Genomic DNA, 12,982 nt, shown 5'->3' on the forward strand with positions numbered 1-12,982 from the left:
TCGTATGTGGTCGGGCGCGGACGGCTCGTACGTGGTCGGGCGCGGATCGCTCGTTGCGGCCGGGGGCCGGGGGGCCGGGGGGCCGGGCTCTCAGCGGGACGATTCGGCGCCGACCCGCTCGCGGGCGCGGGCCTCGCGGCTGTCCGACTTGCCTGTGCCGCCCTTGCGGTCGCGGCGACGGTTCCGGCCGTCCCGCTCGCGGTCGCGGGAGTCGGCCTGCCGGGGGACGGCGTCGGTCGGGAGGTGCGGCCGGCCCGAGGGCTCGCCGGAGCGGTCCGCGGATCCCGCCGCGTCCGTCTCCGCCGCATCCGCTGACGGAGCGTCCCTACGGGCCTCGGGCTCGTCGCACTCCATGGCCCGCGGCAGCCGCAGCGCGGCGACCGCGCCGAGCAGCAGCAGGACGGCGCTCGCGATGAGTGTGACGTGCAAGCCCTGGACGAAGGCGTCGCGGGCGGCCGTACGCAGGGCGGCCCCGGCCGGGCCGCCGAGGCGCGTCGCCACCTCGTACGCCTCGCCCAGCGAGTGCCCGGCCGCGCCGCTCGCCGACGACGGGACGCCGGGCACGGAGGAGACGCCGGGGGTGTAGGAGGCGTTCATGATGCTGCCGAGCAGCGCGATCCCGATGCCCGCGCCGAGCTGGTACGAGGTCTCGCCGACCGCGGCCGCTCCACCGGCCTGTTCCGCAGGGGCCTCGCTCAGCATCGACTCGTACGCACCGAAGAGCGTGGTCTCCAGGCCGAAGCCCAGGAGTACGAAGGCGGTGGTCAGAAGCGCGGGATTGTCCTCCTGGCCCATCAAGGTCACCGATAGCACGGCGGCCGCGGTGAGCGTGAAGCCGAGGGCGACCATGACGCGGGGACCGAAGCGCTGGAGCATGCGCGAGCCGAGGAGCCCGGCCGCCATCGCGGCGACGGTCAGCGGCACCATGCGCAGTCCGGTCTCGAGCGGGGAGAGCCCGAGGACGAGCTGGAGGTACTGGGTGGCGATGAGCTGCAGCCCCACGAGCGCCAGCATCGCGAGGACGATGCACCCGACGGACGTCCCGAAGGCGGGCCGGGAGAACATCCGCAGGTCCAGGAGCGGGTGCTCGCGGCGGCGCTGACGCCGGACGAACAGCACGAGCAGCGCGGCGCCCACCAGCAGGGGGCCGAGGGTGAGCGGGTGGAGCACGGCCTCGCCGCCGCCCGCCCGCTTCACGCCGAGGACCACGCCGAAGAGTCCGAAGGCGGCGAGCAGGGCACCGAGGACGTCCCAGGGGCCGTTGCGGTCGCCGGTGGACTCGGGCAGCAGCCAGCGGCCGATGGGCAGGATGATCGCCATCAGCGGGATGTTGATCAGGAAGACCGAGCCCCACCAGAAGTGCTCCAGCAGGAAGCCGCCGAGCAGCGGGCCGATGGCCGCGCCGACCGCGGCGACGGCGCTCCAGATGCCGATGGCCAGCGCGCGCTCGCGCCGGTCGGGAAAGACCTGGCGGAGGATCGACAGCGTGGCGGGCATGATCATCGCGCCGCCCACACCGAGGAGGGCGCGGGCCGCGATGAGCAGCTGCGGGGTCTCCGCGAAGGCGGCGACGGCGGAGGCCACGGCGAAGAGCCCGTAGCCGAGCAGCAGGATGCGCCGTCGCCCGACGCGGTCGCCGAGGGTGCCGAAGAGGATGAGGAGGGACGCGGCGACGAGCGGATAGGCGTCGACGATCCAGAGCAGGTCTATCGCGCCGGGGCGCAGGTCCTCGGTGAGGGCGGGGACGGCCACGTGCAGCACGGTCGCGTCCAGCGCGACGAGCAGCAGGCTCACGCAGAGGACGATCAGCACGGCCCAGCGGTTGGCACCGCCGGCCGCGCCGCGCGGATGCCGGGGAACGTCCGCCGCCCGCGGTTCGCGGGCCGTGGTCGTTCCGGACATGTAGGTACCTCCCAGTCTGGCCTCGCGGTCGAACGGGCCCCAGGGGCGTATTGCGGCCCCGGCAGCCCGGTATCGAATGCGAGTGAGCCGCCAGACTACGCGAATCGGGTCGCAGGGAGCATGGCCAGGCTCACCTTTGTCAACACCGACACCTCACCCTCGCCCCGCACATTCGGGCGACTCTCACGCACAGCTGTACGGGACTGGGCGGAGTGTCATCAAAGGTGACACCGTCCACATGTCGCCGCATCGCGGGACCCGAGCGCCGGCGATCACGGCGGTTGCGGGGAACACACAGGTCACCCACATGATCGCGGAGGCGTGCGGCTCGACGGAACCTTCCGGTCCGCCTCTCCCGCGGAACGCGGCGGAGAATTCCGGGCCACGGTCGGGTAAACACGACGGGTGACACAAAGGCGGGTAGCGCCAATAGTTCTGAGAAATTCACCACACCGTCACTCGTGTTTTGTCCGCAGGGCTCGGAAAAGGCGCTGAAGAGGGCTTCTGCCACATCACATCGTCATCACGAACCCCCTGGTTCGTTCGGGGGCACCGCTCACCCCCTGTAACGTCGATTGAGTGCGTACCGAGCGAATCTTCGCCCGGCTGGAGCAGGAGCCGGAGCGACCAAGCAACCGCGATGTCCCGCGGATGAGCCGACACCGCATGGTGCTGTTCGGTGCCGCGGTGTTGTTCTACCTGGCGAACGTCGCCGCCGTTTTCGTGAGCGACCACCTCGTTCGCCTGGACTGGCAGGTCATGCTCTTCCGGCCGTACAAGCAGTGGCCGGACCTCCACGCCTTCCTGGACTACTTCGTCGTGATGGGCCAGCGCGGCCCCACCGCGGTGCTCGTGGCCGCATGGCTCGGCTGGCGGTCGTGGCGGCAGCGGACCATGCGTCCGCTGCTGGCACTCGGCGTCGGCCTGCTCCTGCTCAACATCACGGTCGGCGCCGTGAAGTACGGTCTCGGCCGGCTCGGCCCGCACTACGCGACGACGGTCGGCTCGGCCGAGATGTTCGCCGGCGGGGATATATTTCCCTCGGGTCACACCGCCAACGCCGTGGTGACCTGGGGCATTCTCGCCTACCTCGCCACCACCCCGCGGGCCCGCCGCGTGCTGTCCGTCGTGGCCGCCGTCTTCGCGCTGGGCGTTGGTGCCACGACCGTCTACCTCGGCACCCACTGGGTCAGCGATGTGCTGCTCGGCTGGGCCGCGGGGCTGCTCGTCCTGCTGGCCCTGCCCTGGTTCGAGCCGGTGATCGCCAGGGCCGACGCGTGGATCATCGCCGCCAAGGCCCGGCTCGGCCGGCGTCGCCGGCTGGTCCCCGTCCCGGTCGCACCGGCCGCGGCCACCCCGCCGGCGCTGGTGGCCCAGCGCGCCGCCCGGAACGCCGACACCCGGCTCCACCACCCGCCGCGGCCGCACACCGTACGGTCCGAGCGCACCCCCGTCACGCCGACGGGCAGCCGCAGGCCGCCGCATCTGGACCGCACGCCGCGCACGGCAGGCATGGGTCCCGCGCCCCAGCGCGGACGCTCCGGGGGCTGACGCCCGCAGGCGAGGGACGCGGAACGCGGGCATCCCTCCCGAGGACCGCGGGGCCGGTACGCACACCCTGCTCCGCGCAGAGAAGGGCCCCGGCGCTCCTGCTCGAGCGCCGGGGCCTTCGCCGTGTCTGCCGTCAGCCCTTCCAGCAGCGGACGACCTCGCCGTCCTTGACGGAGAAGTTGATGCGGCCGACCAGGTACTCCATGGTGATGATCGCGTCCGGCGGGAGGCTGCGGACGGTGGTCCAGCCGAGGCCGCGCGCCCGCTCCTCGGCGGCCTCGGCGGAGAGTCCGACATAAGCCTCGAAGTCCTCGTCCACCGGCTCCGGATGCTGCGAAGTGTCGTTCATGAGGCCCACCGTAGGACGGGGGCGGCGGGAGACGGAAGCCACACCCGGGCCACCACCCGATCCATGTCTCGTCACGGCTGTGTCACAAGGGGGCACCATCGGCGTCACCCGATGGCCGTCACTCGTACGGGCATTCCTGAGCCCTTGAGAACGCCCGCAGAATTCCCGCGCATTACCTGCCCAACGCCCTGTTCCATTCCAGCGGGAATGACGAACATACGGCCCGGGCAAGCAAATTCAAAGGTCCGCCTCGGCGGCGTTTTCGGACGGTTCGGGAACACCGGGAGCGGGGACTCGGCGGGCACCGACCGGCAAAGACAAATCAGAAATCCCCGGCACGGCCTCCGCCTCTCCACGGGCCCGTACGGCACACCTCCTCGCCGGGCCCCCTCCGGGCCGGACGCTCCGCCCACGCTGCGGCGCGCTGCCCACCGAAGCCGACATACGCGTCATAACGTGCGGTGGGGCACCAGCCCGAGAGGCCGAGAGCCTGTACTGCGCGAGCACGAGGGGGCGTTGATGAGCAGCCGGACAGCGGAGGCGAGTACCGGGCCCGCACCGGTCAGGAAGCCGGGGCACGTCGTCGTCGACTGGCTGACCACCACCGACCACAAGAAGATCGGCCACCTCTACCTGATCACGTCGTTCCTCTTCTTCCTGGCCGGCGGGCTGATGGCGATGATGATGCGGGCCGAGCTCGCCCGCCCCGGCCTCCAGGTGATGTCCAGCGAGCAGTTCAACCAGGCGTTCACCCTGCACGGCACGATCATGCTGCTGCTCTTCGCGACACCGACCTTCGCGGGGTTCGCCAACGAGATCATGCCGCTGCAGATCGGCTCGCCCGATGTGGCCTTCCCGCGGCTGAACATGCTCTCGTACTGGCTGTTCCTCTTCGGCGGGCTCATGGTGCTGGGCGCGCTGCTGGTGCCGGACGGCGCCCCGGACTTCGGGTGGACGGCCTACGCACCGCTCAACAGCCTGGAGCGGACGCCGGGCGTCGGCGCCGACCTGTGGATCATGGGGCTCGCGCTGGCCGGATTCGGAACGATCCTGGGCGCGGTGAACTTCCTGACCACCATCATCGCGATGCGCGCGCCCGGGATGACGATGTTCCGGATGCCCATCTTCACCTGGAACACCCTGTTCACCTCGATCATGGTGCTGATGGCGTTCCCGGTGCTGGCGGCCGCGCTGCTCTGCCTGGAGGCGGACCGGCGTTTCGGCTCCCTGGTCTTCCAGCCGCAGAACGGGGGCGCGCTGCTGTGGCAGCACCTCTTCTGGTTCTTCGGGCACCCGGAGGTCTACATCATCGCTCTGCCGTTCTTCGGCATCGTCACCGAGATCCTGCCCGTCTTCTCCCGCAAGCCCGTCTTCGGCTACCTCACGCTGATCGGCGCGACGATGTCGATCACCGCGCTGTCGATGGTGGTCTGGGCGCACCACATGTTCGCGACCGGCGCGGTGCTGCTGCCCTTCTTCTCCCTGCTGTCGTTCCTGATCGCCGTGCCCACGGGCGTGAAGTTCTTCAACTGGACGGGCACGATGCTGCGCGGCTCGCTGTCGTTCGAGACGCCGATGCTGTGGGCGACCGGCTTCCTGGTGACCTTCCTCTTCGGCGGGCTCACCGGCGTGCTCCTGGCCTCACCGCCGCTGGACTTCCACGTCACCGACACCTACTTCGTGGTCGGCCACTTCCACTACACCGTCTTCGGCACGGTGGTCTTCGCGACCTTCGCGGGCTTCTACTTCTGGTGGCCGAAGTTCACGGGCAAGCGACTGGACGAACGGCTCGGAAAGATGCACTTCTGGACGCTGTTCATCGGCTTCCAGACGACCTTCCTCGTCCAGCACTGGCTCGGCGCCGAGGGCATGCCGCGGCGGTACGCCGACTACCTCGCGGCCGACGGCTTCACCGCGCTCAACACCGTCTCGACGATCGGGTCGTTCGTCCTCGGCCTGTCGACGCTGCCCTTCCTCTACAACGTCTGGAAGACCGCCAAGTACGGCACCCCTGTCGAGGTCGACGACCCGTGGGGCTACGGCAGGTCGCTGGAGTGGGCGACCGCCTGTCCCCCGCCGCGGCACAACTTCGTCACCCTCCCCCGTATCCGGTCCGAGTCACCGGCGTTCGATCTGCACCACCCGGAGGTGGCGGCGCTCGAACCCGAAATTCCGTGGCGGGAGCGGAAAGCGGTCGAACTGGACGAGTGATGCGACCGCCCCCGCAACGGTGAGGAGTGCCGTCAGCGCGCCGGAATCCCCGCGTCCAGGGCCCGGCCGAGCCGCTCGGCGATCTCCCTGATGCGGACGCCCAGTTCGGCCGGTTCGCGGACCTCGAAGTCGAAGCCCATGAGCACGATGTGGAACACCAGGACCTCGAGCGAGTGCCCCCCGGTGTGCAGCAGACAGGTCCGCTCGTCGACCGGCTCGATCAGCCCTGCCGCAGGGCTGATCCGGCGCGCCGCCTCCTCGGCCGGGGCGTGCAGCAGGACGACGGCCTGTGCCGCGTACGCCGCGGTGGACACCCCGCGGGAGACATAGCTCGCGAGGTCCTCGGCGGGAGGGTCGCGCGGCTCGAAGCGGGGTCCGTGCGGCGGCTTGAGCACGATGCGGTCGGCCCGGAACGTACGCCAGTCCTCCCGCTCCGTGTCCCAGGCGACCAGATACCAGCGGCGTTCGCTGAAGACCAGCCGGTGCGGCTCGACGATCCGGCGGCTCGCCGTACCCGCGTGGTCGCGGTACTCGAAGCGCACCCGCTCACGGTCGCGGCAGGCGTGTACCAGCTCGGTCAGCGTCCCGGCCTCGACCTTCGGGCCGCGATGGCCGCCGAGCATCGGCACGGTGAAGGAGTTCAGCGCCTCGACGCGGCGCCGGAGGCGGGACGGCAGCACCTGCTCCAGCTTGGCCAGGGCCTGCAGCGAGGTCTCCTCGATGCCCTCGATCCCGCCCCCCGCCACGGTCCGCAGGCCGACCGCCACCGCGACGGCCTCCTCGTCGTCCAGGAGCAGCGGCGGCAGTTCGGCGCCGGCGCCGAGCTGGTAGCCGCCGCCCGTTCCGGGGCTGGCGTGCACGGGGTAGCCCAGCTCCCGCAGCCGGTCGACATCGCGGCGCACGGTCCGGGTCGTGACCGAGAGCCGGTCCGCCAGGTCCTGTCCCGACCATTCGCGGTGGGTCTGCAGCAGGGAGAGCAGACGGAGCAGTCGTGCCGAGGTCTCCAACATGCTTCTCAGTGTCCACGCGATCGAGGACAGAGACCGTCCGCGGTCCCTGTCCTGTGCGTACGAGATCCGCCACCGCGCGGGGATTCCGCGGGGCGCGGGCGGGGGCTAGTTCGGCTCGTCGTCCCCGCTCTCGCCCGCGGGCGCGACCCGGACGGCCAGGTCGTTGTCCGCCGTGTAGTACGGGCCTGCCTCGGCGGTTCCGTGCTCGGAGCAGGTCAGCGGCTGCACGGGGTAGGTGAAGATGTGCTTCTTGTCCGGCACGTCGTCGAGGATGCGGGCGACCCTGACCGGCTCCTCGTCCGGGGCGGGGCGCAGCCACAGATCCCACGGCTCGCGGCCGCCCTGCCACGCCTCCACCAGCTCCTTGAAGGCGAGCGTGAAGGCGAAGTGGTGGCCGGTGGCGCCGTCGCGGACCGTGTCCTCGACGGACGCGGGCACCGTACGGACCACGGAGGGGTGGCGGCGGGAGCGCGCCTCGGCGAGGGCGCCGGTCCCTGCCGAAGCACCGAAGAGCCGGCCCTGGACCGTCATCACCCCGTCCGACAGGCGGAGCTCGCCCGCTTCGGCGTGCGGCGTACGCAACCAGCTCCGGATGGAGAGGTTGTCGTGCTTGGTGGCGTACGGGATCCGGACGGCGACCGAGGGGCGGTCGGTATCGGGCCTGCGGTCGACGAGGGAGCGGAGGTCGAGGATGCCGGGCAGGAGCCGGTCCGGCTCGCCCGGCGTCGCCGCGGAGGCACTGCCGCCCACCTCCGCGTAGGCGTCCCAGCGCCCCTCGGGCAGCGCCATCGTGCTCGGCAGCACCGCGCGCAGCCGGCCGTCACCGGCCGGGACGAGCGGGAGCCGCACCTCGTCCAAGGTGGAGTTCGCGCCTCGCCCGCGCAGGACGAGTGCCGCGTCCCAACTGCCGTCGGCGCCACCGGCGGTACCGCAGTCCACCAGGTCGAAGGTGAGCCCTCCGGCGGAGTCCGCAATGCAGTCGGAGCGTCGCGGCGGGACGGACACGGCAGGGGTCTCCTCGGGTGTTCCGGTCTCGAACGGCACGGGGGTCTGGAGCATTTCGCTGGTCCGGAGCATCTCTGTGGTCGGGGACGTCCGGGTGTCCGGCGTCGTCTCGGTGGTGGGATCCGCCCCTGAGGCGCTTCCGTTCGCGGACGTGCGCCACTTCCCGGCGTTGCGTCCGGTCCCCGTCGGGAGGCCCGCGTAGGCGGTCATGCGGGCCGTCCCTTGCGCAGCACGGTTCGGCCGGCGTCCCGGAACGCGTACGCACCGCCCACCAACGCCCCACGCGTGCGGTGCAGCGAACTGCGCAGCCGGGCTCGGGCGCTGCCGCGTCCCGCCTGCTCGACGAGGTCGGAGAAGAGGGACTCGTAGCGCCCGGCGACCCGGGAGGGGTCGTAGCGGGCGGAACTGTCGAGGGCCGCCTGGCCCATACGGTGCCGCAGGGGCTCGTCGTTGATGAGTTCCAGGAGGGCGGCGGCGACGGCCTCCGGCTTGCGCGGCGGCACCAGCAGCCCGTCCACCCCGTTGTCGATGATCTCGCCGGGGCCGTGCGGGCAGTCGGTGGAGACGACCGGCAGGCCGCAGCGCATGGCCTCGACGATCGTCATACCGAAGGACTCCAGGCTCGAGGTGACCGCGGCGATGGAGCCCTTGGCCCACTCGGCCTCGATGGGGTTGGCGGGGCCCATCAGGAACACATGGTTGTAGAGGCCGAGTTCGTCGATCAGCCGGCGCAGCTTGTCCTTCTCGGCGCCGCCGCCGTAGATCCGCAGCCGCCAGTCGGGCCGCTGCTCCACCACGGCGGCGAAGGCCTTGATGAGCACGTCGTAGCGCTTCACCTTGGCCAGGCGCCCCGCGGCCACGACCCACTTGCCGGTGCCGTCTGTGGGTTCGACGGCGGGCTTGGGCACGCTGTTCGGGACTGCCTCCACCCGTACACCGGGCAGCCGGAGCTTGCCGCGGTACGCGCCGGCGTCCGCCTCGGTGACGGTGGTGACCGCGTCGAGCCGCGGGTAGAGGCCGCGCAGCTCCCTGCGCAGGTCGGCCGAGTGACTGTCGAGCGTCAGGTGCTCCTGTCCCACCCGTACGGGGCCGCTGCGCGCCTGCCGGGCGATGTGCACATTGAGCCCGGGGCGGGTGCCGACGAGGACATCCGCGTCGAGGGTTCTCAGGTGGTGGGCGATCCGCTGGTCGGTGAGTTCGCTGTACTGGTCGTAGCGGCCCTCGGACTTGGGGAAGACCCGGGCGGGACGCCGGTGCTCCGGCGCGTCCCCTTCGTAACCGGGGCTGTCCTTGCGGATGTCGACGAGGTGACTGAGCCGCACCTTCGGGCCGGTTTCGAAGACCGGCTCGTCGCGATGACGGAAGACCGAGACGATCTCCACGTCGTGCTGTTCGGCAAGGGTGCGGGCAAGGTTGTACGTCGTACGGATCGTCCCACCGATGCCGTACGCGTTGTGGATAAGGAATGAGATGTGCATCCGTCCCCGTATCTCATGTTTCCTGCGGACAGCCCGGCTCGTCCGCCTACCGAAGGGTTAGACCGGTCCGCCATGGTCAGGGTTGGTCTCTATCACCGTCTTGTTCCACAAGAGATACGGATTCGAGAGTTGTTTTGGGGAACCACAGCCGAGATTTCATCGTCTCCACTGCTACATCACGGGCTGTACGGGAGATGGGGAACCGCGAAGCAGTTCCGCGTCATGTCACCGCCTTGGGTGACCCAGCCGCCCTTCCCTTCCTGCGCATCGTCACTCCAACGGGCGACGGAGGGGCAGTTGCGCCGCGTCGTGGGCGGCCTGTCCGTCGGGGTGAAGCGCGCGGGGAGCGGCAGCCCGTCCGCGGTGCAGGGCTCGCCGCGGTTCATGAAGCGTTCGACGCATGCGCGCGTGAGCCGGTCGCCGCACGACTCCGCGGCATCCGTGAACCACATCGCGGCCGCCCACCCCTCCAACTCCCATCGGGACAACCGGTCTCCGCCCGCGTGCCCTCGCATACCGTGCCGAAACGCCCGGACGGCGGGGTTGCCGGTGTCGTCGTGGATGCGGCTGGAGCCGGTCGCCCACAGGGTGTTGCGGCAGGCCGGCGAGTCCTTGCAGTCCTCGGCGACGGAGCCGGACCAGTTCTGAACGTTCGTCATCGCCGTTACCGACGGCCCGGAAGTTGGGCAGCGCGAAGTCGACCTCCTCGCTCACGACCTTGCAGCCCCCGGCCTTCAGCCCGCGGCTGATGAGCTGGGCGTACGCCGCCGAGGACGCCTGGTTGTACGAGACGACGGCCGCGGTCCTGGCACCCTGCTCGCGCTGGAAACAGCGGTGGACCTCGGCGCCGCCGTCGAGCCCAGCGTCCCAGCCGGGTGGGTGCCCGCCGCCCTCACCCTCGCGGAGAATCCGGCGCCGGCGACCCGCCGGGGCACGGACCCCGGACGGGCGGTGGCCGACCCCGCGCCGGTACCCCTTCTCGGAACGCCGGGCGGCCACGCTCTCCAGTGGCGAGCAGCGCATGCTCGCCGCGGCGCGAGCCCTGCTGCAGCCCGCCCGTCTGCTGCTGCGGCGGCTGCTCGACGAGCCGTCGCAGGGCATGTCGCCGGCGACGGGGGCCCCTACGTACGCACTGCTGGGCGAGGTGGCCGCGGGCGGGCGGACGGTCGTGGTGGCCGAACATGCCCTGCCGCCCGCCCTGCGCGCCGAGGCGAGCGTGGTGCACGTACTGCGGCGCGTTGCCGTGGTGTTCAGCGCCGAGCCCGGGGAGATCCCGGAGGAGTCGCCGGCTTCCGCGCGCCCGGACCGGCGGGGCGAGCGGCGGGGCTGACGGCCGGCACCACGCCACCGGCACCCCGGGCGGCGGCGGGGGACGGCGTACGGTCCGGCTCCGGACGCTTCACGACCGGGACCGGGACCGGAGCAGCGGCGGCTGCCGGGCGGGCCGCGGGCTTCGGCGCCGGTCGTGACACGGCCGCGGGCCGGACGGCGGGGCGCTTGGCCGGGCGGGCCACGGGCACGCGCAGCTTGGTGCCGGGGACGAGCCGGTCCGGGTCGGAGCCGATCACGCGGGCGTTGGCCTTGTGGAGGGCCTGCCAGCCGCCGGGTACGCGATAGCGCCTGGCGATCGACGACAGCGTCTCACCGGCCCGTACGACGTGGATCCGCCGGGATACCGCCCGGGCCGCGTCCACCTGCGTGGCGGGCCGGACGGGGGACGTGGCTCCGGCCCGCTTGGCGCAGACGGGCCAGGCGTTCCAGCCCTGCCTGGCTTGGACGGACCGGGCCACCGTGATCTGTTCCTGCTTGGTGGCGAGGTCGGCCCGCGCGGCGAAGACGAGGCCTCCGTGCTCCACCCAGGTGCGGTGGTGGATCTGCAGTCCGCCGAAGTAGCCGTTGCCGCTGTTGATGTGCCAGCGGCCGCTGCTCTCGCACTGGGCGAGCCGGTCCCAGACGGCCGTACTGCCCGTACTGCCGGTGTTCCCGTCGTTGTCCTTGGCGCTCCGGACGCTCCTGCGGGCCGTGCCGTCCCGCGTGGCGAGTGCGGCGCCGCGGCTCCTGCGGGCAGTGCCGCTCTTGCCGCTGCTGACGGCGAGAACGCCCATGACGCTCTTCGTTCCGCCAGCGCTCCTGCCGAGCGTCCCGCCCGTACCGAACTTCCCGCCCGTTCCGTTCTTGCCGTTCCTGCCCGCGCCGCCGGGTGACTTGTCCGTGCTGGGGGCCGCGGGCGCCGCCGCCTCCGACGCTCCTGGCGCCATGGCCATGAGCGCAGCGAAGGCGAGAACCATTGACCTGCCGATCAGAACATGGGACATGCCGCCAGACGCTAAGCAGACCCTCGGGCGTATCCCGGGGAGCCGCGCCCTCGGACGCACCGAGCCCCACCCGGTCGGACTATCCGACAAGCCGACGATGGGACAGTCCGCGGGACGGCCGAGTGCCGTCCCGCGGGACGCGTCCCCGGGGACCGGGTGGGGCGTGATGAGGCGAGTTGGAGCGGGCCGGATCAGAGGTCGAGCCGCTGCCCGGGCAGGATGAGGTCCGGGTCGTCACCGATCACGGCGCGGTTGGCCTCGAAGACGGCCTGCCAGGTGGTGCCGTGCGCCTCCGCGACGGAGCCCAGGGTGTCGCCCTGCTCGACGGTGTAGTCGGCGCGGTCCTGGCTGCGGTCGGTGTGTCCGTCGGTACGGGCGGGGGCCTGACGCGGCCGGGAGGGCTTGGTGGGCTTCACGGCCGCGATCTCGGACCGCGGCGCCGAGGCCGCGGGGGTGGAGTTCGCGGGTGCGTCGCCCGATGCCCCGGCGCGGGCTCCGCAGACGGGCCAGGCGCCCCAGCCCTGGGCGGCCTGAACCTTGGTGGCGACGGCGATCTGCTGGGCACGGCTCGCCTTGTCGGCCGTCGGCGCGTAGGACGTGCCGCCGTACGCGCTCCAGGTCGTGCCGGCGAACTGGAGGCCGCCGTAGTAGCCGTTGCCGGTGTTGATGTGCCAGTTGCCGCCGCTCTCGCACGCGGCGATGCGGTCCCACACTCCGGTGTCCGCCGCGCCGGCCGGACCGGCGGCGGCGAGCAGTGCCAGCGGGGCTGCGATCAGGGCGGCCCCGGTGAGCGCTGCTGTCTCTCGACGACGTTTGGACATGTATTCCCTCTCCACGGACCCGGGGCCCCCTGGATGGTCCGGCTGCCGTACGCGTCCGGCGTCGGCGTGCCGTTCCACCCCGCCCGCCGAGGGGAGGTGATGCTGGTGGTGCGTGCGCCCCCAGTGGTGCGGGGGGCGGGTGGCGGGTGTTCCCGGGCGGTGCTCGGTGCACACGGCCGGAGAATCTAGGCAGCGGACTCGTCGGGAATCAAACAACTCCCTGTCGCCCCAGGCCAGTTGCGAGTTACCCCGGGTATCGCCGATTTCCGGACACCCACTACATCGCTCGATATCGCGCTATTTCTGCCACATCCCCTCACGTCGTGTGGTTCACCTCACC

10 protein-coding genes and 1 pseudogene are annotated in these 12,982 nt (G+C 71.6%); 3 read left to right on the plus strand and 8 right to left on the minus strand.

The genetic code is table 11. The annotated features are described in order from the left end of the window. Window positions 1–90: 90 nt before the first annotated feature. The gene (locus ACGFNH_RS08085) at window positions 91–1,902 is read right to left on the minus strand and encodes an MFS transporter (RefSeq protein WP_393652170.1); all 1,812 of its coding nucleotides are present in this window, start codon (window positions 1,900–1,902) and stop codon (window positions 91–93) included. A 579-nt stretch (window positions 1,903–2,481) separates the two neighbouring features. Between ACGFNH_RS08085 and ACGFNH_RS08090 the strand changes: the two genes are divergently transcribed. Further along, on the plus strand, window positions 2,482–3,453 hold the full coding sequence (locus tag ACGFNH_RS08090; RefSeq protein ID WP_393652171.1) for a phosphatase PAP2 family protein: 972 nt from the start codon (window positions 2,482–2,484) through the stop codon (window positions 3,451–3,453). A 133-nt stretch (window positions 3,454–3,586) separates the two neighbouring features. Here the strand turns inward: ACGFNH_RS08090 and ACGFNH_RS08095 are convergent, their stop codons facing one another. Beyond that, the gene (locus ACGFNH_RS08095) at window positions 3,587–3,802 is read right to left on the minus strand and encodes a proteinase inhibitor I78 (RefSeq protein WP_393652172.1); all 216 of its coding nucleotides are present in this window, start codon (window positions 3,800–3,802) and stop codon (window positions 3,587–3,589) included. Window positions 3,803–4,321: 519 nt separating this feature from the next. Between ACGFNH_RS08095 and ctaD the strand changes: the two genes are divergently transcribed. Then, on the plus strand, window positions 4,322–6,013 hold the full coding sequence (ctaD, locus tag ACGFNH_RS08100) for a cytochrome c oxidase subunit I (RefSeq protein ID WP_393652173.1): 1,692 nt from the start codon (window positions 4,322–4,324) through the stop codon (window positions 6,011–6,013). 32 nt (window positions 6,014–6,045) lie between these two features. On the opposite strand, the gene ACGFNH_RS08105 is transcribed toward ctaD, so the two are convergent. The 4 genes and pseudogenes from ACGFNH_RS08105 to ACGFNH_RS08120 all read right to left on the minus strand — a co-directional run. Continuing rightward, a complete protein-coding gene (locus tag ACGFNH_RS08105) occupies window positions 6,046–7,023 on the minus strand; it encodes a helix-turn-helix transcriptional regulator (RefSeq protein WP_393652174.1) in 978 nt (325 codons plus the stop codon). 105 nt (window positions 7,024–7,128) lie between these two features. Then, window positions 7,129–8,238 (minus strand): hypothetical protein, encoded by a 1,110-nt coding sequence (locus ACGFNH_RS08110; RefSeq protein WP_393652175.1) that lies wholly within the window; start codon window positions 8,236–8,238, stop codon window positions 7,129–7,131. Continuing rightward, window positions 8,235–9,506, minus strand: coding sequence for a glycosyltransferase family 4 protein (locus tag ACGFNH_RS08115; protein WP_393652176.1), 1,272 nt, complete (start codon window positions 9,504–9,506; stop codon window positions 8,235–8,237). The genes ACGFNH_RS08110 and ACGFNH_RS08115 overlap by 4 nt, the downstream gene beginning before the upstream one ends. A gap of 176 nt (window positions 9,507–9,682) precedes the next feature. Next, window positions 9,683–10,382: pseudogene (locus ACGFNH_RS08120) on the minus strand (amino acid ABC transporter substrate-binding protein); the annotation flags it as partial. A 145-nt stretch (window positions 10,383–10,527) separates the two neighbouring features. Between ACGFNH_RS08120 and ACGFNH_RS08125 the strand changes: the two are divergent. Next, window positions 10,528–10,836 carry a hypothetical protein gene (locus ACGFNH_RS08125; protein ID WP_393652177.1) on the plus strand — a complete coding sequence of 103 codons (309 nt, stop codon included), beginning with the start codon at window positions 10,528–10,530 and terminating at the stop codon, window positions 10,834–10,836. Here ACGFNH_RS08125 and ACGFNH_RS08130 read toward each other — a convergent pair. Together ACGFNH_RS08130 and ACGFNH_RS08135 are read right to left on the minus strand one after the other, a co-directional pair. Beyond that, window positions 10,757–11,821, minus strand: a complete 1,065-nt coding sequence (locus ACGFNH_RS08130; RefSeq protein WP_393652178.1) for a transglycosylase family protein — start codon at window positions 11,819–11,821, stop codon at window positions 10,757–10,759. The genes ACGFNH_RS08125 and ACGFNH_RS08130 overlap by 80 nt on opposite strands. A 191-nt stretch (window positions 11,822–12,012) precedes the next feature. Then, window positions 12,013–12,642: a transglycosylase family protein gene (locus ACGFNH_RS08135; protein WP_393652179.1), complete on the minus strand. Its 630-nt coding sequence runs from the start codon at window positions 12,640–12,642 to the stop codon at window positions 12,013–12,015. Window positions 12,643–12,982: the final 340 nt, after the last annotated feature.

Source organism: Streptomyces sp. NPDC048639 (assembly GCF_043199075.1).
Taxonomy (GTDB): Bacteria; Actinomycetota; Actinomycetes; order Streptomycetales; family Streptomycetaceae; genus Streptomyces.

Bases quoted from the DNA above. Each gene is read 5' to 3' on its own strand.
- ACGFNH_RS08110 (WP_393652175.1), bottom strand. From the start codon at position 8,238: ATGACCGCCTACGCGGGCCTCCCGACGGGGACCGGACGCAACGCCGGG.
- ACGFNH_RS08115 (WP_393652176.1), bottom strand. From the start codon at position 9,506: ATGCACATCTCATTCCTTATCCACAACGCGTACGGCATCGGTGGGACG.
- ACGFNH_RS08125 (WP_393652177.1), top strand. From the start codon at position 10,528: ATGCTCGCCGCGGCGCGAGCCCTGCTGCAGCCCGCCCGTCTGCTGCTG.
- ACGFNH_RS08085 (WP_393652170.1), bottom strand. From the start codon at position 1,902: ATGTCCGGAACGACCACGGCCCGCGAACCGCGGGCGGCGGACGTTCCC.
- ACGFNH_RS08130 (WP_393652178.1), bottom strand. From the start codon at position 11,821: ATGTCCCATGTTCTGATCGGCAGGTCAATGGTTCTCGCCTTCGCTGCG.
- ACGFNH_RS08095 (WP_393652172.1), bottom strand. From the start codon at position 3,802: ATGAACGACACTTCGCAGCATCCGGAGCCGGTGGACGAGGACTTCGAG.
- ACGFNH_RS08105 (WP_393652174.1), bottom strand. From the start codon at position 7,023: ATGTTGGAGACCTCGGCACGACTGCTCCGTCTGCTCTCCCTGCTGCAG.
- ctaD (WP_393652173.1), top strand. From the start codon at position 4,322: ATGAGCAGCCGGACAGCGGAGGCGAGTACCGGGCCCGCACCGGTCAGG.
- ACGFNH_RS08135 (WP_393652179.1), bottom strand. From the start codon at position 12,642: ATGTCCAAACGTCGTCGAGAGACAGCAGCGCTCACCGGGGCCGCCCTG.